This window comes from Methyloprofundus sedimenti, assembly GCF_002072955.1.
Lineage (GTDB): Bacteria > Pseudomonadota > Gammaproteobacteria > Methylococcales > Methylomonadaceae > Methyloprofundus > Methyloprofundus sedimenti.
Genome location: NZ_LPUF01000001.1, coordinates 2,825,953 through 2,845,415, shown reverse-complemented (window position 1 = coordinate 2,845,415; position 19,463 = coordinate 2,825,953). Strand labels below are relative to the sequence as shown.

Annotated in this window: 23 protein-coding genes and 2 pseudogenes; 17 read left to right on the top strand and 8 right to left on the bottom strand. The window is 39.4% G+C overall.

Annotated elements, in window-relative coordinates; translation table 11 throughout:
- Positions 1-30 precede the first annotated feature (30 nt).
- Both AU255_RS12590 and AU255_RS12585 read left to right on the top strand, forming a co-directional pair.
- Positions 31-417, top strand: coding sequence for a hypothetical protein (locus AU255_RS12590; protein WP_080523180.1), 387 nt, complete (start codon positions 31-33; stop codon positions 415-417).
- A 366-nt stretch (positions 418-783) separates the two neighbouring features.
- Positions 784-1,767, top strand: a complete 984-nt coding sequence (locus AU255_RS12585; protein WP_158083116.1) for a class I SAM-dependent methyltransferase — start codon at positions 784-786, stop codon at positions 1,765-1,767.
- A 138-nt stretch (positions 1,768-1,905) separates the two neighbouring features.
- Here AU255_RS12585 and AU255_RS21430 read toward each other — a convergent pair whose 3' ends face one another.
- Entirely contained in the window at positions 1,906-2,049 is a 144-nt protein-coding gene (locus AU255_RS21430) for an IS3 family transposase (protein WP_080523178.1), read from the bottom strand.
- Positions 2,050-2,114: 65 nt separating this feature from the next.
- Here AU255_RS21430 and AU255_RS12570 point away from each other — a divergent pair, with 65 nt between their 5' ends.
- Positions 2,115-3,110, top strand: coding sequence for an IS30 family transposase (locus AU255_RS12570; protein WP_143735847.1), 996 nt, complete (start codon positions 2,115-2,117; stop codon positions 3,108-3,110).
- On the opposite strand, the pseudogene AU255_RS12565 reads toward AU255_RS12570, so the two are convergent.
- Positions 3,001-3,717: pseudogene (locus AU255_RS12565) on the bottom strand (IS3 family transposase); the annotation flags it as partial. The gene AU255_RS12570 and the pseudogene AU255_RS12565 sit on opposite strands and share 110 nt — an antisense overlap.
- 214 nt (positions 3,718-3,931) lie before the next feature.
- Between AU255_RS12565 and AU255_RS12560 the strand changes: the two are divergent.
- From AU255_RS12560 to AU255_RS12525, 7 genes are all read left to right on the top strand, one after another.
- A complete protein-coding gene (locus AU255_RS12560; protein WP_080523177.1) occupies positions 3,932-4,249 on the top strand; it encodes a hypothetical protein in 318 nt (105 codons plus the stop codon).
- 36 nt (positions 4,250-4,285) lie between these two features.
- Positions 4,286-4,507 carry an addiction module protein gene (locus AU255_RS12555; RefSeq protein ID WP_080523176.1) on the top strand — a complete coding sequence of 74 codons (222 nt, stop codon included), beginning with the start codon at positions 4,286-4,288 and terminating at the stop codon, positions 4,505-4,507.
- Between the two features lie 367 nt (positions 4,508-4,874).
- A complete protein-coding gene (locus AU255_RS12545) occupies positions 4,875-5,177 on the top strand; it encodes a transposase (protein WP_080523175.1) in 303 nt (100 codons plus the stop codon).
- Positions 5,178-5,360: 183 nt separating this feature from the next.
- Entirely contained in the window at positions 5,361-5,744 is a 384-nt protein-coding gene (locus AU255_RS12540) for a GFA family protein (protein WP_080523174.1), read from the top strand.
- 71 nt (positions 5,745-5,815) lie between these two features.
- A complete protein-coding gene (locus AU255_RS12535; protein WP_080523173.1) occupies positions 5,816-6,229 on the top strand; it encodes a GFA family protein in 414 nt (137 codons plus the stop codon).
- A gap of 37 nt (positions 6,230-6,266) precedes the next feature.
- Entirely contained in the window at positions 6,267-6,872 is a 606-nt protein-coding gene (locus tag AU255_RS12530; protein ID WP_080523172.1) for a glutathione S-transferase family protein, read from the top strand.
- Positions 6,873-6,905: 33 nt separating this feature from the next.
- On the top strand, positions 6,906-7,337 hold the full coding sequence (locus tag AU255_RS12525; RefSeq protein ID WP_080523171.1) for a GNAT family N-acetyltransferase: 432 nt from the start codon (positions 6,906-6,908) through the stop codon (positions 7,335-7,337).
- A 141-nt stretch (positions 7,338-7,478) separates the two neighbouring features.
- On the opposite strand, the gene AU255_RS12520 is transcribed toward AU255_RS12525, so the two are convergent.
- A complete protein-coding gene (locus AU255_RS12520; protein WP_080523170.1) occupies positions 7,479-8,162 on the bottom strand; it encodes a winged helix-turn-helix transcriptional regulator in 684 nt (227 codons plus the stop codon).
- Positions 8,163-8,328: 166 nt separating this feature from the next.
- On the opposite strand from AU255_RS12520, the gene AU255_RS12515 reads away from it, so the two are divergent.
- Positions 8,329-8,889: a carboxymuconolactone decarboxylase family protein gene (locus AU255_RS12515; protein ID WP_080523169.1), complete on the top strand. Its 561-nt coding sequence runs from the start codon at positions 8,329-8,331 to the stop codon at positions 8,887-8,889.
- A gap of 210 nt (positions 8,890-9,099) precedes the next feature.
- On the top strand, positions 9,100-9,837 hold the full coding sequence (mddA, locus tag AU255_RS12510) for a methanethiol S-methyltransferase (RefSeq protein ID WP_080523168.1): 738 nt from the start codon (positions 9,100-9,102) through the stop codon (positions 9,835-9,837).
- 260 nt (positions 9,838-10,097) lie between these two features.
- Here the strand turns inward: mddA and AU255_RS12505 are convergent, their stop codons facing one another.
- The 3 genes from AU255_RS12505 to AU255_RS12495 form a co-directional block, all read right to left on the bottom strand.
- On the bottom strand, positions 10,098-11,348 hold the full coding sequence (locus AU255_RS12505; RefSeq protein ID WP_080522378.1) for an ISL3 family transposase: 1,251 nt from the start codon (positions 11,346-11,348) through the stop codon (positions 10,098-10,100).
- Positions 11,349-11,731: 383 nt separating this feature from the next.
- Positions 11,732-12,952: an IS110 family RNA-guided transposase gene (locus AU255_RS12500; RefSeq protein ID WP_080523167.1), complete on the bottom strand. Its 1,221-nt coding sequence runs from the start codon at positions 12,950-12,952 to the stop codon at positions 11,732-11,734.
- Positions 12,953-13,462: 510 nt separating this feature from the next.
- A complete protein-coding gene (locus AU255_RS12495) occupies positions 13,463-13,924 on the bottom strand; it encodes an Lrp/AsnC family transcriptional regulator (RefSeq protein ID WP_080523166.1) in 462 nt (153 codons plus the stop codon).
- Between the two features lie 178 nt (positions 13,925-14,102).
- Between AU255_RS12495 and leuA the strand changes: the two genes are divergently transcribed.
- Together leuA and AU255_RS12485 are read left to right on the top strand one after the other, a co-directional pair.
- On the top strand, positions 14,103-15,758 hold the full coding sequence (gene leuA, locus AU255_RS12490; protein WP_080523165.1) for a 2-isopropylmalate synthase: 1,656 nt from the start codon (positions 14,103-14,105) through the stop codon (positions 15,756-15,758).
- Between the two features lie 38 nt (positions 15,759-15,796).
- Complete coding sequence (locus AU255_RS12485) at positions 15,797-16,600, top strand: dienelactone hydrolase family protein (protein WP_080523164.1); 804 nt, start codon at positions 15,797-15,799, stop codon at positions 16,598-16,600.
- 151 nt (positions 16,601-16,751) lie between these two features.
- Here AU255_RS12485 and AU255_RS12480 read toward each other — a convergent pair whose 3' ends face one another.
- On the bottom strand, positions 16,752-17,363 hold the full coding sequence (locus tag AU255_RS12480) for a TetR/AcrR family transcriptional regulator (RefSeq protein ID WP_080523163.1): 612 nt from the start codon (positions 17,361-17,363) through the stop codon (positions 16,752-16,754).
- A gap of 220 nt (positions 17,364-17,583) precedes the next feature.
- Here AU255_RS12480 and AU255_RS12475 point away from each other — a divergent pair, with 220 nt between their 5' ends.
- From AU255_RS12475 to AU255_RS20415, 3 genes are all read left to right on the top strand, one after another.
- Positions 17,584-18,519 carry a homocysteine S-methyltransferase family protein gene (locus AU255_RS12475; protein ID WP_080523162.1) on the top strand — a complete coding sequence of 312 codons (936 nt, stop codon included), beginning with the start codon at positions 17,584-17,586 and terminating at the stop codon, positions 18,517-18,519.
- Positions 18,520-18,668: 149 nt separating this feature from the next.
- A complete protein-coding gene (locus tag AU255_RS21425) occupies positions 18,669-18,857 on the top strand; it encodes a hypothetical protein (RefSeq protein WP_198942603.1) in 189 nt (62 codons plus the stop codon).
- Between the two features lie 17 nt (positions 18,858-18,874).
- A complete protein-coding gene (locus AU255_RS20415) occupies positions 18,875-19,180 on the top strand; it encodes a hypothetical protein (protein WP_198942602.1) in 306 nt (101 codons plus the stop codon).
- Here the strand turns inward: AU255_RS20415 and AU255_RS21550 are convergent.
- Positions 19,163-19,367 (bottom strand): annotated as a pseudogene (locus tag AU255_RS21550) (IS982 family transposase); the annotation flags it as partial. The gene AU255_RS20415 and the pseudogene AU255_RS21550 overlap by 18 nt on opposite strands.
- Between the last annotated feature and the right edge of the window lie 96 nt (positions 19,368-19,463).

Genomic DNA, 19,463 nt, shown 5'->3' with positions numbered 1-19,463 from the left:
TACGAATAAGGCTGAAAAAAGGATAATAAAATGGATGAGGATGGTTGGAAAAAGCTAGAATATTTTACAGAGTTGTATAAATTTAATTGGAATTTTGCTCGGAACTTAGTTTTTGTGACTATAACTTTTGCATCCGCACTTGCATCATATTGTATTAAAAATATAGGTGAAAGCCCACAATTAGCTTATGGTCTATTATTAGCTATGATACCAAATTTATTTATTGTTGTTCTTTTCTTTAAAAGTGATAAGGCTATTCAATATAATGCGCGGAAAGTGACAAAAAGTGCTCATGCTATAGGGCTTAAAGATTTTCCAGAACTTAAAGCACTTACAAGATTTATGTTGTTAGCTGTTATTATTTGTTTTATTTTTACAATTGGTCTTTTCCTCATGTTCTTACAATTTTTACCTTAATGATACTTCAGGGTCAGTACTTCAGGGTCAGAGCCCTTTGAGACGGGATCAGGTCTTATCTCTATGATTTTTAAAAAGAATGGTATACCCTGAAGCTTAGGTATCTTAATTTTTAGTCTTTTTTTCATAAATCAAAGACCTAACCCTGTACGTTTCTTTCGCCTACTTTTTCCCTTCTCACAGGGCAAAGGCTGGACTTTCACCAGCTAGCTGACTATCATGCCAGTCAACACCACCCTACGCAAGCTCCGGGAGCCGATAACAAACCGTTCGAGGCGACCAGTTTGCCCGATAATACATCCCGCCAGGCTGATTATAGGGCAAACTGGCGCCTCAACTCGGCATTAGATGTCATTAGGAGAAAGTATGGAAGTTAAAAATAACTTGGAAGGATGTCCGATTTGTGGTCATCAAACATATATATTGTTTTCAGCACCTTGTGATTATAGAAAGCCAATTAAATCTGAATTATATGAAGTTTATTGGTGTGACGTATGTGACTACGGACAGGTTTGGGAACGACCGACAAAGGAAAAAGTATCAAGTTTTTACGAACTTGATAGCTATTACACACATCAGGATAGCGCAATAAATGTTGGTAAACTTGAAGAAAAAGTGTCGTTTTTTGATAAATTACGCACACATGTGTCTTGGCGTATTGACAGGGGAGAAGACTTAATGCCACATGATGCTATGTCTTTGTTACAAGGAGATTCTCTCACAATATTAGAAATAGGCTGTGGAAGTGGTGGTAATTTACTGAAGTTTATTGAGAAAGGATTTTCTGCAACTGGAGTAGAGCCTGATCCAGAAGCTAGGAAAGCCTCAAAGAAAGCTGGTTTGAATGTTTTTGACGGAACAGCTGAAGAATTGCCTAAAGTCATCTTAAATAGCAAATACGATGTCGTTCTTATGTCCCATGTTCTTGAGCATTGTCTCGACGTAAATACCGCAATTTCCAATGTTAAAAGTATTTTGAAAACTAATGGTGTTTTTATTGTTGAAACACCCAACTGTATGTCTCATGGTTTTAAAGACTATAAAGCTGCATGGCCATGGTCTGATATTCCTCGGCATTTGAATTTCTTTACAAACTCTAGTCTCAATTCAATTCTTTCGAAGCATGGCTTCAATGTGATTTCAACGAAATATCGTGGGTTTTGTCGGCAGTTTTCTAATTCATGGTTGAAAAACGAGGAAGAAATATGGCATTCCTTTAAAACATGCAGTGCAGACGTAAATTCTAAACCGAACTTCAAATTGCGAGCTTGGAAGCTTTTACTTAAATCTATGTTTTCATCTAAGACGTATAAGTATGATTCCATTAGACTTATTGCCAAAAATATCTAACGAACAAAACCAAAGGTAAAAACCAAAGAAACCAAAGAAACCAAAGAAACCAAAGAAACCAAAGAAACCAAAGAAACCAAAGAAACCAAAGGGGGCATTTGTAGTGGTCAAGTAAATTCGTACATAACGATCGGTTTTTTAAGCGGCTTCTTTCTCCGCTTGGATTGGGGTTAAATAATTGTTATAACTATGTACACGGAAACTATTGTAATACTTGATGTATTGCATAATATCTTTCTCTGCCTGTTCATAAGACCCGAATTCATATAATAACTGCAACACCTCTTTAAAGGGTTAGATGGTATAGTTTCCGTCGACTAAAACCTGAAACTAAAAAGAGGTGCTCAATGAACACGTTTAACCATCTAACCCAAGAGGAAAGATTTTACATTTATACGCAACTAAAACAAGGCGTTTCTAAGAATCAAATAGCCATCACATTGGGGCGTCATAAATCGACTATTGGACGTGAAATTACGCGTAATACAGGTCAGTGTGGTTATCGTTACAAGCAAGCTGAGAGAATAGCTAAACAACGCCATATTGATAAGCCCAAAAACATCAAGATGACGGCTGAGTTACAACAGATAATAACGCCTTTAATCAAAGAGAAATGGAGCCCTGACTGTATTTCAGGACGCTTAAAACAACAAGGTAAGGACTCCGTCAGTCATGAGACTATTTACCGTTATATTTTAGCTAACAAAGCAGCCGGTGGCGATTTGTATACTTATTTGAGGCATCAAGCCAAACCTTATCGTAAGCGATATGGAAAAAATGATTATCGCGGAACGATACCCAGCCGTGTTGATATTGATGAGCGACCACAAGTGGTTGATGATAAAACGCGTTTAGGTGATTGGGAAGCAGATACTGTTATCGGTAAAGGACATAAAGGCGTATTGGTGACGCTGACTGAACGGGTCTCAAAGCTCAACTTCGCCATCTCAATTGAGCGTAAAGAATCTGAATTAACGAAAGAGGCGATTATCAATGCTCTTGAGCCTTTTAAACGTTGGGTTCACACGATTACCTTTGATAATGGACGTGAGTTTTGTGGGCATGAAGCCATTGCAAAAACACTTGACTGCGGCACTTATTTTGCCAAACCGTATCATTCGTGGCAACGAGGTTTAAATGAAAACCACAATGGCTTATTAAGGCAATACTTCCCTAAAAAAGAACCTTTGGATAAGGTAACTCAAGATGAGGTTGATAGTGCCATTACAGCACTTAATCATCGTCCAAGAAAAGGGTTAAATTACAGAACTCCATGGGAAGTATTTTGCCAAATAACGGGGGTTGATATAAATAAATCACAGGGTGTTGCATTAATTGCTTGAATTCGCGAGATGAATAAAAAGTCTTAGGCATCCATTCAGATTTAAAGCTTCTAAAACAACGCTCCATCGGTGCATTATCCCAACAGTTACCACGCCGACTCATGCTTTGCTTGATCTCATATTCCGACAATTGCTGCTGGAATACCTTACTGGTGTAATGGCACCCCTGATCAGAATGAAACATCAAGTTCTTGGGCTCTCCTCTAGCCGCATAAGCTAATTTTAACGCTCGTGTAGTCAATACTGAGTCAGGACTAGTTGAGCAAGCCCACCCCACGATACGGCGCGCATTTAAATCAATCACCAATGCTAAATATATCCAGCCTGTACCCGACCAAATATAGGTGACATCACCACACCAAACTTGATTAGCCAGTTCGGTAGAAAATTCACGGTTTAAGTGGTTATCCGCTATGTTTGATGGCTTTTCAGCCACCTTGTAACGATGTGCGCCTGGCTGTTTACTTGTCAGCTCCGCTTCTTGCATTAAACTCCGTGTTTTGAAGCGTCCAACAGATTCACCTTGCTGTTTTAATTGAGCAGAAAGGGTACGACTCCCCGCTGAACTGCGGCTCGCTTCATGTAACGCAATAACCTTGGATTTTAACCTGTCTCGCTCAGGATCTGCCTTGTTTGCATGCTTACGGTGGCATGGAAAGGGGTCAGAGCCCTTTAAAAATAGACGGGATCATGTCTTATGTCTATGATTTTTTTAAAAATGGTATACCCTGAAGCTTAGGTATCTTAGTTTTCAGTCTTTTTTCATAAGTCAAAGACCTAACCCCGTACGTTTGGACCCTGTACGTTCAGTACGAGCAGGTATGGTATATCAACCGGAAGATTATCCCTGGTCAAGCTATCATGCAAATGCATTGGGTAAAGAAGATAAGATGCTGGTGGCACATAATGCTTATCAGGTACTCGGAAAGGATCATGAAGAACGATACACTCATTACCGGGCGTTATTTAAACATCATCCCAGTGAACAAGAGCTTGATGAAATTCGCGAGGCGACTAATAAAGCATGGGTGTTTGGTAATGATAAATTCAGAGAGCAGATCGAAAAATTAACGGGACGACAAGCGAGTCCAAAATCAAAAGGTGGCGATAGGAAATCAACAAATTATAAAAAAAATTGAAATATGCTCTAAATTTTTTTTAGAGGATTAAATATTATGATAAATACAGCAAATACGATTTTAGACCAAGCTCTTGAGCTAAGTGCAACAGAGCGTGCAATTGTTGCGGAGAAACTACTTTTTAGTCTTGATAGTCCAGACTCAAAAATTGATGCTGTTTGGGCAAAAGAGGCAGGTTCCCGTGTTGAGGCATACAATAAAGGTGAAATTGAAGCTATACCTAGCGAGGAGGTCTTTGCTAAGTATTATAAAAGGTGAAAGTAACTTTTCTTAAAATAGCAGCAACAGAGCTAGATGATGCTTTTGAATATTATGAATCCGTGCAGAACGGCTTAGGTTTTCGTTTTTTAACTGAAGTTGAGCTCTCTAAAGCAAGAATTCAGAATTTCCCTTTTTTATACAAAGAGATAGGTAGATATTCTCGTAGGTGCTTGGTTCATAGGTTTCCCTATGGCATTATTTATCAGTATATGGAACAAAGAAGAAATCCTAATTGTGGCTGTTTCTCATTTACATCGCTTACCAGATTATTGGTCAGATAGAGAATAAAAACCTTACCGGGTAAGAACCGGTTTCTTTAATTCTTCAAATTATTTAAATTATTTAAATTTAGGTTTTTTAAATTATGGCTCGTCTTTCTCGATTTGTCATACCCGGTCAGCCTCAGCTTGTTATTCAGCGAGGCAATAATCGAGCAGCTGTGTTTGTTGCAGATGAAGATTATCAGTATTATCTGAGTATCCTGAAAGCAGCCTGCCAAAAATACGCGTGTGATTTACATGCCTATATGTTGATGACAAACCATATTCACTTGTTAATCACGCCGCATGCAGAAAATAGCATCAGCAAAGTGATGCAGTCATTAGGGCGTTGTTATGTTCAATCATCAATATCATCGTACAGGTTCATTATGGGAAGGGCCGTATAAAGCAAAGCTTGCTGGTGGCATAACCTCGCCATTTAGTCTGCCTAAAGTGATTAAATAAAGCTAATATAACAGAAATTTTAAGTTTACCCTGGCCCCCTGACTCCCTTACCCTAGTTATTGTTAAGTGCAAAAATGTATATCCCTCGGGGAATGCTATAAGCGATATATTAAAAGGAAAATAAGATGAATTACAAAGGTAGTTGTCATTGCGGTGCTGTAAAATTTGAAGTTGAAGCCCCCGAAGATATTGAGGTTGACGAGTGTAATTGCTCTATTTGTGCAAAATCTGGGTTTCTGCATTTAATTGTCCCCTTGAATAAATTTAATTTATTATCTGGAGGCGAGCACCTTGAAACCTATACATTTAATACTGGGATTGCGAAACATACATTTTGTAAAGTGTGTGGGATTAAGGCATTTTACACGCCTCGTTCCAATCCAGACGGTATTGATATCAACGTGCGTTGCCTTGACACTCCAGCAAAGTCGATGCGTATTATTAAATTTGATGGGCAAAACTGGGAAGACAATGCACATACTCTTAGACATAAAAGTGAAGAGGTTTAATCAAGCGTTGTCAATAAAACAGTTATTTACCCTTTGAGCGTGTGTGACTGTCATAAAATAAGGAAAAACTAATGGAAACTAGCGTATTTTCGGGAAGTTGTCTTTGCGGTAAAGTGAAATACACAGTTGCAACGCATATTGATGCTTTTTATTTTTGTCATTGTGAGCAATGCCGGAAAATTACGGGTTCTGCATTTGCATCAAATATTTTGACCAAGTCCGCAGAAGTAAATTGGATTTCTGGTTTTGAATGGCTAAAACGCTTTGATTACCCAGGTGAAAGAATATTCACCAAAGTGTTCTGTACTCACTGTGGCTCGGGAATGCCTTATCTTAACAAACAAGCCAACGCGTTGGTTATTCCCGCTGATTCACTGGATCATGCACCCAATATCAAGCCCAATCATAATATTTTTTGGGCAGATAAAGCCTCATGGTATGAATCCGGCATAGCTGCGCCTAAATGTGCTGGTTTTTCTGAATAAAAAAACACGCGTTATTTATCCATAAGGAAACCTAAACATGTACACACTTTACGATTTTTCACCCTCGGGCAATTGCTATAAAATTCGTCTATTGCTGAATCAATTGGGTATCTCTTATGAAAGAATCAATGTTGATATTTTAAACAAAGAATCACGTACGCCTGAATTTCTTAAAATCAATCCGAATGGGCGCACACCTGTATTGTGTCATGATGGAAAATATCTAGCCGAATCCAATGCCATTTTATGGTATCTGGCCGCGCATACGGATTTCATTCCTAAAGGTAATTATGAACAAGCGCAGGTTTTACAATGGATGTTTTTTGAGCAATTCAGTCATGAGCCCAATATCGCCACAGCGCGTTATTGGATTTCTATTTTAAATGAGGAAGATGAATATAAAGAAGCCCTGAAAGCAAAAATATCGCAGGGCTATGCGGCGCTAGATGTGATGGAGCAGCATTTACAAAACCATGATTATTTTGTTACCAATCAATACAGCATCGCTGATATTGCCTTGTATGCTTATACACATGTAGCCGAAGAAGGTAAGTTTGATTTATCTGGGTATAAAAGGATTAACGCTTGGTTTGAGAGAGTTGAGAGTCAGAAAAATTATATTTCTATAAAATCACAGGTGTAAAATTTGTCAATTCATCTTACAACCAGAATCATCATGACCTACCTATACAGACAAGCATCCACATTAGAAAAACAAGCCATTTTTGAATTGTATCGCGTGGTTATGAGTGATTACATTTCTCACATATGGGGCTGGAATGAAGACTGGCAAACAAACGATTTTTCTACACACTTTAATCCAGAAGGAATAACCTTAGTTTATAAAGAAAGTGAACTCGTCGCTTATTCCCATATTGAAATTAAGGATGAACAGCTATACCTACGGATGATAGCTATTCATCCTGACCAGCAAAGAAATGGCATTGGAACGAAATTACTGGAATCACTTATTGCCTCTGCTAAAGAGCAATCCAAAAGTATTGCTTTAGAAGTCTTTAAAATTAATACTGAGGCAAAACGTTTATATGAAAAGTATGGCTTTAATGTTGAAGGAGAAACGGCTGCTAGCTACATTATGAGCTTATAACTACTTGGCTCAGTAATGGTCTAATAATCATGGAAGGATTTATAGCTTATAATTTCCTCAAACCAGCTATCGTACATAATTTTTGCTGCAGAAAAGGTCGACTAATAACTCCATTAATTTGGATGAGCAGCGGCTCATAGTCTAGATTTCACTTGCAGGTGGAATGTCAGTAAATATGCTATTACTCATCCAGGCTGTGATGCTATTTTTCATAATTTTATCGCCAACCAATTTCAAAGAACCTTCTTTAATTGCTTTTTTATAAGTGTAATCACCCATCCATATATCTGCCATCGTTTTAACGGTAGAGGTAAAGTAAATATCAATATTCTTCCCAGGGTCTTTTACACACAAATCAATTTCATCGTTTATAACTACTAACCACCAATTGCGGTATTTTTCTATATCTGTAAACATAAAACGGATGACTGTTTCATCACCGATGAGATTGTCAGGAACAATACTGCGCTTTAAATACAGCATCAATAGTTCTACATCATAGTCTTTTTCTGTTAGATTTGATCGTGCCCAGCACATACCCCAGTCGCCAAGTGAGCGGATAATAGGTAATAATTGCCGACAGGATTCGGTGGGAAAATATTCAAAACCTTTTTGGTCGGGAATCTTTTTTTTCAACACCAGGCCTTGTTCGGATAAGGTCTCTAAGCGTTTTGAAAGAATAGTTGGCGAAATTAGACTTAAACCTCGTTGTAATTCATTAAAGCGGGAACCTCCCATCAATAATTCACGAATAATTAGCAAAGTCCATTTTTCACCTATGATTTCTGTGGCTTTGGCTATTGGACAAAACTGACCGTATTCCATAAATAATAACGCCTTGGTTAGTCTTAAAAAAGTGTAGTTAGTTACTACAGTTTGTGTAGTTAAATACTACATTGTTTAGAGTATATTTTAAATGCTCTCATCTCTATAATTTTTACATCGTAGCAATATTTATTCTACGTCAATTAACAGCTAAAAGAGGTGTCCCATGAAAGCATTCAAAATTTATAATTCAGACAACGCAAAATATCCTGCAAATAATTTATTGGCAGATATAGACAATAATTTAGGCTTTGTGCCGAACGTATTCGCAGTGATAGCGGAATCGGCTCCCGCATTAAAATCTTTTATAGAGCTTAATGAACAGTTTGCAGAATCAGCCTTTAATCCAACTTCGCGTGAAATCATACAAATTGTGGTAAGTGCGGAAAATCAATGTAACTATTGTGTAGCAGGTCACACTGCATTTGCTGAAATGCAGAATGTATCACCTGAGATTATAAATGCACTACGCAGTAACCAGCCTATCGCCGACACAAAACTGGAAGCACTCAATCAATTCACGCGTTTATTGGTCCGTAACAAAGGCATGGTTTCTGATAATGAAGTGCAAAAATTCCTTGATGTTGGCTATACACCTGCGCATGTTATTGAAGTCATTCTAGGTATTTGCGTCAAAACATTTAGCAACTTCGCCAATAACGTCATTGGTATTCCGCTGGATGATGAATTTGCAGAGTATGCATGGGGTTCCTGGAATAGAGCATAAAGTGGCATAAAAAGGAGAACGCCATGTTTAAATGCAAAACAAATATCTAAAAGTGGGGGTCGTCAGGTGTGTTGATCTAGGTAAAAGAGTGAAAATTTCTGACCAGGTTATTAGGTATTTAGCAGGGAAGATTTATGAGTGATTTTTTAAGAAAAAGAAGCGATTCGTTAGCCTTCTTATAATAATAAATGTAAATAAAGGAGAATAAAAATGAAACTACTAGGTTTTATATACGGTGTAATTGCATATACTTTGTTCATGTCCTGGATGGTGTATATGATAGGTTTTTTGGGGTATTTCCCCGTTCCAAAATCGGTTGATTCTGTTCCAACAAGTTCTGTTGGCATATCGATTTTCATTAATTGTCTGATAGTCGCAATTTTTGCAGTTCAGCACACTATTATGGCGCGTCCGGCTTTTAAACAATGGATAACAAAATACATTCCCAAAGCTCTTGAACGTAGCACTTTTGTTTTAGTTACCGATATTATAATTTGGGTTATGATCTGGCAGTGGCAGCCCATAGACGGCGTTATATGGGATGTACAAAATGCAATGGTAGCGAATATTTTAATCGCTATTTCGATTCTTGGCTGGGCTGTGGTCTGTTTATCAAGTTTTATGATCAATCACTTTGAGTTATTGGGACTTGAGCAGGTTTGGCATTATTTTAAAGGAACTGAGCCTAAAAAAATGACATTCCAACTTAGAGGTTTTTACAAGCATCTACGCCACCCGCTTATGTTTGGATTTATGATGTTTTTTTGGGTGACCCCATATATGACGCTGAGTCATTTGTGTCTTGCAGCCATATTTACTACCTATATTCTTATCGGCGTTAAGTTTGAAGAGCGTGATCTTATAAAAAACCATGGTGATGAATACTTAAAGTATAAGGAAGCAGTGCCTGGTTTAATTCCGTTTGCCAAAGGTAAAAAGAATGGTTGAATTGTATCTAAGTAAAAATATATAAAACTTCCTGATTACCCACAACTCTCAGCTATAATTCGTCATTCCTGCATGTTTCTAGCAGGAATCTAGTAGGTTAAGCATAGATTCCCGATATAAGACTTCGGGAATGACGATGTTTTTAACATACTGATATTTACGGGGCGGGGGGCAGAGCCCTTTAAAGAGAAACGAGATCAGGTCTTATATCTATGATTTTGGCTCTTCCCGATTTCGCGGGGTGACCACAACATATAGTGTTAAGCATATCCGAATAAACGTCGGCCTTCGACATCAAGCCAAATATGCTGAAATAAACGCCCTATATCATAAATGCCATAGCAACGTCTTTTGATCACCTTAATTTTGTTATTCAGTCCTTCTACAAAACCACTGGTTTCACGGCGAAGAAAATAATTAGTGATTTCATGCTGCCAGTTTTGTAAGGTCACTATAAATGAGTTGAAACAGTCCAACTTCAGATTTCTAACCTGCTCGACCCATGAATTTAGCTCAGCTTCTGCCTGACTTTTACTTAAAGGTCGGTTAAAAATACCCGTCAATGCTTCCCGATAAATATAAATTTGCTTAAGCTCTGGCGCATAATTAAAGAGTTGTATTAATTTAATTTGTTGCTCTTCATTCAAGTCCCAGAGTGATTTTCGGAATAACCACATCACGCCTTTCAGTTGGGCATAATCCTCACTAGAAAGCGTCTTTTTCAGTGTTTTCATCTCTTTTATTCTTGCGTTGTCTGCACAGGCTCGATAGCTTTTGGTCACATGGAATCGATCAACCACAACCTCAACGCCATGAAGTTCCTCATACACTGCATTACTGTAGCCGTCATACATATCAACGCAGGCACGTTGTATTGTTCTTTTAATTTCCACGGGAATGCTTTGTAGAAATATTTTTACTGTTTCCTTTTTGCGATTTGGCAATACGGCCAAAATGCATTTTTCTCCGCCTTCATTGATCCCTGAAATGATAACAACAAAATCTTTATGTCCTTTTTTTAACGCAATCTCATCAAGTCCAAGTAATGGCAGGCTTTTTATTGTCTCCCAATCCACTTCTTGACGAATATAACGATTAATAATGCCTTCAACAGCCGCTTCATTAATGCCACGTTTGATACTGATGTCGGTTATTGTGCTATTGATTAGGTCGCGCAATATCCACTGTTCATAGGCTTTAGTATGTGGGCTTTTTTGATCATACCAACTACAGCGCTGAGTGGTTGTCGGGCCTTGATCACAATAAGGGCATTGGTAACGCTTCGGTTTGATCTTAATCCAGACGGACTGTTCAAAGATCGGTAAATGGCGTAACGTAATTTCTTTGCCATAGCCATAAAACTTATCGATAGGCTGATGGCATTGCCGACAAGTTGTGCCTTTGCATGTACTTTGGACTTTAATAATAATTCCTTTTTTAGACTCAGTATCAAATGCCTCTATTTGCACATCGGGTAAATCCAAAGGAATTTGTAACAATATCGGGTTCATTTATTTAAAGTTTGCCGTCTAAAAAGATGGCTATCATACCCAGCCTGCACCTAAATAATCAAATAGCAATATACTACATATAGTGACTACCCCGCGAAGTCGGGAAGAGCCATGATTTTTTAAAAAGAATGGTATACCCTGAAGCTTAGGTATCTTAGTTTTCTGTCTTTTTTTCAAAAATCAAAGACCTGAACATCCCTCTGGAATTTGCAAGTTAATTTTCTAAATCAACTCATAAATTTGACGCAATTATCCGCCTCTCAACAAAAATTTGAGTAAAAGATAGAACAGGATACTGGTGTATCTCTAATTATTATTTAGGCAATTATGCCTTACCCTCATTATCATACACGTCAGCATAAGTGCGCACCTCACATTAACTGTTAAGCCGCTTTTTCATTGATACTCGCAAGTTCAATGTAATCTCTGTCATGACGCAACATAGACCAGATGACTCGTGATATATGTCGCCCCAATGCCCGAACGGCTTTGTTGTGCGTCTTTCCTTCGGAACGTTTTTTATCATAGTAAGCGCGAGATTCAGGCACATAAGCCATGTGACGACAAACTGCGGTCATCATCGCTTTACGAGCTCGGGTATTGACGTGTTTAGGTGATTTAGTTCCTTGGTAGCCTCCAGATTGGTTGTCCAGAGGTGCCATGCCGATATAGATTGAAAAGCTACTCTGTTTCGGAAAGCGGTCTAAAGTACCGATTTCACCCGCCAATTCGGCACTACAGACCAAACCAAAGCCAGGAATCGAATCAATGTGCTGAGCATATGCAGACTTTTGAATCTGTGAGTCGATTTTTGCATCCATGGTTTTAATTGATGCCATCAAGGCTAACAAGCGGCGTGCATCCTCTTGGATCATCGGGCCGACTTCTTCGATTTCATTAGAAAATTCTGCCTGTTTCTGCCAGTCAAGAATGAGGTTGAGATATTTCCGGCCAACCCCTTGAATGGCAAGCAGGCTTTTGGTTTGTAGTCGCATTAATTTTGTCAAATCATCGCGACAAGTTAGAAAGTGCAGAAACCATAGATTATCAATACTTCCTGTCATATCCAAAAGCGTCGGGCAGGTGGCTTGCAGGTCAGGCTGTATACGGTTTTGCAGAGCAACCTTTTCATTGATCAACTGACGTCGCCGCCGTGTCAGACGCTTTAACCGACGATTGGCATCGGGTACCGGTAGCACTGCCTGCAGAACACCTTTAGCGAGCGGCAAATGATCCTGAAGTTGAAACAACTCAAGCATTTTGTGAGTATCAACCAAATCAGATTTTGCGGGTGCGGGAAAGATCTCTTTAAACCGGGCGAGCTTGAGGTTGTTGACGTTGTAAAGCTGATAGCCGTGGCTCTGAATCTGGCTATCCAATGGTCGAGCCCAGCCATTGTAACCTTCCATAGCAACGTCTACAGGTCGGTTGTATAAATGCTCTTGCAGCTCAATACGGCTAAAAAAATACTGAAACCCTGCTGGTGTATGCGTAATCGAAAATTCGTCCAGAATCCCTCCCTCAGAAAGGCCAATAGCCACATAATGCTCGTGACTACCGATATCAACTGCAACTTGTAAATGGGCTAAATTATGAATGTTCATGACGGTCTCCATAGGTCAACGTTAACAGTGGATACAACACCATCCTGCGTCTCGTCTACTTAGTAGAGCCACAAATGACCTCAAAAAAAGCCACATGAAATCACTCGGCACCATCCCAATAAAGACGTCTCGGACGGCGCAAGTGGCGGGGGCGGCATTTCAAGTTCGAGCCGTTACCCTAAAGTACGACGGACCCCGTGAGCCACACCCCCACCAGGTTCAATTTTACACCCCTGGCAAGATGTCCACCACTTGCTTTGGAGAGAATTTCAGATTGTTGAATAATCGAAAAAAATTCGGCTTGCACTTGCAGATATAAATATATAGATAACTTTTCCTATAAACATCATATCTATTACTCACTTGTCATTTCTCTCCATAACTCTATAGTAGACCCTCGACGTTTCTCTACGTTTTTTGACCCTTTACGTTTTTAAGTGATTTTAAAGGTTCTTGCTAGCTTCTCTGCTTTGAATTATAAAATCAAAGAAATAATGATTAATATAAATGCTACAAAGGCAGCACTGTTTTATCCACGGCCTTGCGCAGCACAAAGCTTGACTGTACACCGCTTACACCATCAATACGGGTTAATTTACCCAGTAGAAATTTCTGATATTCATCCATATCCTGCACGATCACTTTAAGTAAATAATCCGCCATTTGTCCGGTAATGAGATAACATTCCAGTACTTCAGGCCATGTTGTGATATGCGCTTCAAAATTGTCGAATCGTTCTGGCGTATGCCTATCCATACTCACTTGCACCATTGCCATCAGCTTTAACCCTAATTTATCTGGATTTAATAAAGTGACATGCCTGTCGATAAAGCCGGCGTCTTCTAGTTGTTTAACACGCCTTGAGCAGGGTGAGGGCGAAAGGCCAATTTTATCAGCCAGTTCCAGATTGGAAATACGGGCATTATGCTGCATTTCATTAAGAATGTGTTTGTCTGTACGATCTAGTTTCATTTTTGTAGATATGGTCACTATTTTTAATAAATTAGAATAATTATAGTATTTAATCTTTATTTATAGATAATTATTGCTAATTAACTTGTTTTTATAAAAACATTAGCAATCATTCACTCGTGTTTTTTTTCTATACTATGCCTGACCTTAATCATTAGCTTAATGTGAGCATATCGTTATGAATATTTCTCCACAAACGTCGTTCGATTACCGAAAATATCAGGCTTTTCCCGCTTTTGAAATGGCGCAAAGACAATGGCCTGATCAAAGAATAACAAAAGTCCCGCGCTGGTGTAGTGAAGATTTGCGTGATGGTAATCAGGCCTTAATTAACCCTTTGTCAGTTGAGCAAAAAACAGTATTTTTTAAGTTATTGCTTAGCATCGGCTTTAAAGAAATTGTGGTCGGTTTTCCGTCTGCTTCACAAGCAGATTTTGATTTTGTACGCTTATTGATCGAGCAAAGATTGATACCTGATGACGTAACTATTTCGGTATTAACACCTGCGCGTGAAGCACTGATAGAGCGTAGTTTTGAAGCATTGCGAGGTGCAAAGCAGGCGATTGTGCATTTATACAATTCCACCTCCAAAATTCAGCGCGAACGTGTGTTTAATAGGACCAATGCTGAAGTGATCGACTTGGCCGTTAATGGCGCAAAGATTATGCAACGCTGTGCCATGGAACAAACAGAAACACGCTGGTGTTTTGAATATTCACCCGAAAGTTTCACTGCGACAGAACCTGAATTCGCATTAGCTATCTGTAATGCGGTAGGTGAAGTTTGGCAACCGACTGTTATAAAACCGGTTATTTTTAATCTACCTTCCACAGTCGAAAATACGACGCCTAATGTTTATGCTGATCGTATTGAATGGTTTAGTCAGCATATTAACAACCGGGAGGGCGTGATTTTAAGTGTGCATACCCATAATGATCGCGGTTGCGCAATTGCGGCGGCAGAAATGGCACTATTAGCGGGTGCGCAACGAGTAGAGGGTACTTTGCTAGGTAACGGGGAGCGTACTGGTAATGCGGATTTATTAGTGATGGCCATGAATCTATACAGTCAGGGCATTGATCCTGAATTGGACTTTTCTGCGATGAATACGATCGTTGAAACCGTTAGCGAATTGAATCAAATCACGCTACACCCAAGACATCCGTATGCTGGTGATCTTGTGTTTAGTGCTTTTTCTGGCAGTCATCAAGATGCCATTAAAAAATGCTTAGCTATGACTCAGCCAGATGAGCTTTGGAATGTAGCTTATTTACCGATTAACCCCACTGATATTGGACGCAATTATCAGGAAGTGGTGCGCATTAATAGTCAATCGGGAAAAGGCGGGGTTGCGTATGTATTGGAACGATTTTTAGGTGTGCATTTACCGCGCTGGTTACAAAGTGAATTTAGCCAAATTGTGCAGCGTAGCGCAGAGAAAAAAGGCGGTGAAATTTCGCCAGTGGAATTAGTGGGTTTGTATAAAACTCGTTATCTAGATCAGAATAATGGCTATCGTTTGTTGAGTTTTAATATCCAGCGCGAACAACAGGATATATTAGAGGCTCGGCTTGCTACACCGACAGGTGATATAAGTATTTCTGGAGTGGGAATGGGGGCATTAGCTGCATTTATTAATGCCTTGCAAATTTATTTTGGCAGGAGCATATCCATCGTGAATTATGATGAACATGCCTTATCGACAGGCACAGATGCACAGGCGGTTTGTTATATTCAGTTAAAGGATAATGGCGTTTTGCACACGGGTATTGCCAGTCATAATGATATTGTCAGTGCATCGTTGAATGCCGTGTTAAGGTGTCTTTCAGTATAAATACAGTGATATTTTATCGTTAAAATAGGAGTAGTAAGATGCAAAAATGGGTAAAAATAAGCATAGTGGTTTTGGGCTTTGCTATCTATATGACCAACACAGCGCAGGCCGAGATTCGCTCTCAAGTCGTCAACTATAAAATTGGGGGGCAAGCGTTTCAAGGCTACTTGAGCTATGACAATGCGATTAAAGGTAAACGTCCTGGTGTGCTTGTGGTTCATGAATGGTGGGGACATAATGCCTATGCCAGAAAGCGTGCCGATATGTTGGCCAGCCTGGGTTACACAGCCTTTGCCTTAGATATGTATGGGGCTGGTAAGTTGGCAACACATCCTGAAGACGCACAGAAATTCATGCAAGCTACCCTAGCGGATATGACGGTTGCAGAAGCCCGATTTAATGCTGCCAAGCAATTTCTACAACAACAAGCTACGGTCGAAGCTAATAAAATAGTCGCCATTGGCTACTGCTTTGGTGGTGGTACGGTGTTGCACATGGCAAGAGTCGGTACAGATTTGGCCGGTGTAGTTAGTTTTCATGGTTCGTTGGCGACCAAAACGCAGGCTGATAAAGGGCAGGTTAAAGCTAAAATATTGGTCTTCAACGGTGCTGATGATCCTTTTGTGACTACAGAACAGATTGGCGTATTTAAGCAGGAAATGCACAAGGCAGGAGCGGATTTAGAATTTGTGAATTATCCCGGCGTTAAACACAGCTTCACCAATCCAGATGCGGATGGCTTCGGTAAACGTTTTGATATGCCGCTGGTTTATAACGCCGCAGCGGATAAAGATTCTTGGGCGCGGATGCAGGTGTTTTTGAGGCAGGTGTTTGAAAAATGAAAGTAATCAAGCCATGTTATTTTAAATAGCATGGCTTGTTTTATAACAAGGCCGAATTTGGGTTAGGTATTTATACAAAAATTCAGTTTTTAGCTACTGCTAAATCATTAAACAGTGTGCTTAGAAAATAGCCAAATTTTCGATTTTAAGATTAATTGCTGTAAAGCAAGTGAATATAGCTTCTGTATTGCATTAATTGTTTAACCAGAATTTTAGGATCGTTAAGGGCTCTGGAAACGATAATACCCCCTTCAATGATAGTGGAGAGCATATCTGCCAGATCTTCGCTGATGGTTTCTGCTTTTGGCGTGTAGCTGGCGTTGATTTTCTCGATTTGTGTTTTAAATAATTCTCGCCAGTCTTTTACGCTATCTGCTGTAATTGCTCGTACTGCTGCGTTAACCTGATGTGATTCATAAGTAAAGGAAGCGACAAGGCATCCTGGATGCATGCCTTCCAGATTGTCCATCATTTCTGCTAATAGCTTTACGAATACCAGCATTTGCTGTAACGGGTCGTCGGTGAGTTCTTCTGCGCGCTTGAACAGGCTACTGAATATAAGGGCATCCTGTTCTCGGTAACGTTGCATTAAGGCACAGGCCAAGGCATTTTTTCCATCGAAATGGTAAAAAAATCCCCCTTTAGTAATTCCAACTTCTTTAATAAGGACATCAATAGAAGTGGCAGCAAAGCCGTTTAAGAGAATATGCCGTTCGGCAATATCCATAAGTCTTTCTTTGGTTGCATCCCCTTTGGTAGCCATTATTACTGTACTCCAAGTAAAGTTTTTCCAGAATTAAAAATTAATTTTTCTCATTTCCGGTCAATAAGAATATGGTAAATCATTGTATTAAATATGATTATAAAAATAATCAGAAAGAAGTACCTCCCGCTCACTAGATGATTTTATGCCTGATGAGTAAACTGAAGTCTTTAAAAAATACTATTTTGTATTGCACGTAACTCATACGGAGGTTCAAAAAATGTCAATTTATCGATCAAATTTACCACAGCTATCTGGCAAAGTCTGTATTACTGATGGCGGTATGGAAACAGACTTAATTTTTAATAGAAATATTACCTTACCTGAATTTGCATCATACGATTTATTGCGTACCCAGGCAGGTTATGAAATGCTTTATAACTATTATAAAGCCTATGCTGAATTGGCTCAGCAATATAAATTGGGCCTGGTTCTGGAAACACCTACTTGGCGAGCAAACCGGGACTGGGGAAAGAAAATAGGTGATTCGTTAGCATCACTGCATGAGATTAATTTGCAAGGAGTAAAACTGGTTGAGCATATTAAGCAAGATTTTCAGACTGAAGACACTCCCATTATTATCAGTGGATGCATTGGGCCGAGAGGTGATGGGTACAAAGCAGAATCATTAATGCCAGTGTCCGTGGCACAAGTTTATCATGCAACTCAAATTGAGTCATTTGCGAAATGTAATACTGACATGGTTTCTGCTTACACCTTAAACTATGTTGAAGAAGCTATTGGCATCACGTTGGCTGCAAAGCTATACAATTTGCCTGTATGTATTTCTTTTACTGTTGAAACGGATGGCAGACTACCAACAGGTGAGGCGCTGGCGCAGGCGATTAAAAATGTAGATGAGGCGACGCAAAATGGTCCTGTTTATTACATGATTAATTGCGCACATCCCACACATTTTGCTGATATTTTGAGCGATGAGCAATGCATGAAACGACTTAAAGGGGTTAGGGCTAATGCATCCAGTTGTAGTCATGCCGAATTAGATGAAGCGGAAGTATTGGATGATGGCAACCCGCAAGAATTGGGGCAACAATTTGCTGATATTCGGTCACATTTTCCACATATAAATGTGATAGGTGGGTGTTGCGGAACAGATTATCGACATATAGAACAAATTGTAGTTTGTTGCGCTTGAAAAAATCAAAGGGTCAGACTCAGCATGTGATTCAGCGCGGCAATAATCGAGCAGCTGTGTTTGTTGTAGATGAAGAATATCAGTAATACCTGAGCATTCTGAAAGCAGCCTGCTAAAAATACGCGTGTGATTTACATGCTTATGTATTGATGACAAACCATATTCACTTGTTAATCACGCCCAGCATCAGCAAAGTGATGCAATCGTTAGGACGTTATTATGTTCAATATTTCAATCATCAATATCATCGTCAGGTTCATTATGGGCAGGACGGTATAAAGCAACGCTGCTGGAGAGTGAGCAATGTCTGCTGGCCTGTAGTCGATATATTGAATTAAATCCAGTGCGAGCAGGTATGGTAAATCAACCGGAAGATTATCCCTGGTCCAGCTATAATGCAAATGCATTGGGTAAAAAAGATAAGCTGCTGGTGGCACATAATGCCTACTTAGCACTCGGAAAGGATCATGAGGAGCGATACACTCATTACCGGGCGTTATTTAAACATCATCTCAGTGAACAAGAGCTTGATGAGATTCGCGATGCGACCAATAAAGCATGGGTACTTGGTAATGATAAATTCAGAGAGCAGATCGAAAAATTTGATACTTTTGCTCGGGAGCAGGAAACACTCAAAAGTAAATTAAGCGCTCATGCGTAGATAATTCTAAAAACTTGGCTGCTGCTAATTTTCTAGATACATAAACCATAAGTCCCTTGTAAGATTGAACTTTACCTGTACATTTTATCCCGGTTTTTTCTTTGATCCAGCCTGACAAAATCGTAATGGGCTGGCGAATGCGAGAAGCCAAGGTCGATAACCATTGATCCATAGGCACTGAGTACTTTCACCTCCTAAAATTCCACATTGCATGGAACTCAAAGTCCAACGTGACGATAAATCCAGATTATATCGATAACAATTCGTTAATCTGGAGGAGGGG

Bases quoted from the DNA above. Each gene is read 5' to 3' on its own strand.
- AU255_RS12590 (WP_080523180.1), top strand. From the start codon at position 31: ATGGATGAGGATGGTTGGAAAAAGCTAGAATATTTTACAGAGTTGTAT.
- AU255_RS12585 (WP_158083116.1), top strand. From the start codon at position 784: ATGGAAGTTAAAAATAACTTGGAAGGATGTCCGATTTGTGGTCATCAA.
- AU255_RS12570 (WP_143735847.1), top strand. From the start codon at position 2,115: ATGAACACGTTTAACCATCTAACCCAAGAGGAAAGATTTTACATTTAT.
- AU255_RS12560 (WP_080523177.1), top strand. From the start codon at position 3,932: ATGGTATATCAACCGGAAGATTATCCCTGGTCAAGCTATCATGCAAAT.
- AU255_RS12555 (WP_080523176.1), top strand. From the start codon at position 4,286: ATGATAAATACAGCAAATACGATTTTAGACCAAGCTCTTGAGCTAAGT.
- AU255_RS12545 (WP_080523175.1), top strand. From the start codon at position 4,875: ATGGCTCGTCTTTCTCGATTTGTCATACCCGGTCAGCCTCAGCTTGTT.
- AU255_RS12540 (WP_080523174.1), top strand. From the start codon at position 5,361: ATGAATTACAAAGGTAGTTGTCATTGCGGTGCTGTAAAATTTGAAGTT.
- AU255_RS12535 (WP_080523173.1), top strand. From the start codon at position 5,816: ATGGAAACTAGCGTATTTTCGGGAAGTTGTCTTTGCGGTAAAGTGAAA.
- AU255_RS12530 (WP_080523172.1), top strand. From the start codon at position 6,267: ATGTACACACTTTACGATTTTTCACCCTCGGGCAATTGCTATAAAATT.
- AU255_RS12525 (WP_080523171.1), top strand. From the start codon at position 6,906: ATGACCTACCTATACAGACAAGCATCCACATTAGAAAAACAAGCCATT.
- AU255_RS12520 (WP_080523170.1), bottom strand. From the start codon at position 8,162: ATGGAATACGGTCAGTTTTGTCCAATAGCCAAAGCCACAGAAATCATA.
- AU255_RS12515 (WP_080523169.1), top strand. From the start codon at position 8,329: ATGAAAGCATTCAAAATTTATAATTCAGACAACGCAAAATATCCTGCA.
- mddA (WP_080523168.1), top strand. From the start codon at position 9,100: ATGAAACTACTAGGTTTTATATACGGTGTAATTGCATATACTTTGTTC.
- AU255_RS12505 (WP_080522378.1), bottom strand. From the start codon at position 11,348: ATGAACCCGATATTGTTACAAATTCCTTTGGATTTACCCGATGTGCAA.
- AU255_RS12500 (WP_080523167.1), bottom strand. From the start codon at position 12,952: ATGAACATTCATAATTTAGCCCATTTACAAGTTGCAGTTGATATCGGT.
- AU255_RS12495 (WP_080523166.1), bottom strand. From the start codon at position 13,924: ATGAAACTAGATCGTACAGACAAACACATTCTTAATGAAATGCAGCAT.
- leuA (WP_080523165.1), top strand. From the start codon at position 14,103: ATGAATATTTCTCCACAAACGTCGTTCGATTACCGAAAATATCAGGCT.
- AU255_RS12485 (WP_080523164.1), top strand. From the start codon at position 15,797: ATGCAAAAATGGGTAAAAATAAGCATAGTGGTTTTGGGCTTTGCTATC.
- AU255_RS12480 (WP_080523163.1), bottom strand. From the start codon at position 17,363: ATGGCTACCAAAGGGGATGCAACCAAAGAAAGACTTATGGATATTGCC.
- AU255_RS12475 (WP_080523162.1), top strand. From the start codon at position 17,584: ATGTCAATTTATCGATCAAATTTACCACAGCTATCTGGCAAAGTCTGT.
- AU255_RS21425 (WP_198942603.1), top strand. From the start codon at position 18,669: ATGACAAACCATATTCACTTGTTAATCACGCCCAGCATCAGCAAAGTG.
- AU255_RS20415 (WP_198942602.1), top strand. From the start codon at position 18,875: ATGGTAAATCAACCGGAAGATTATCCCTGGTCCAGCTATAATGCAAAT.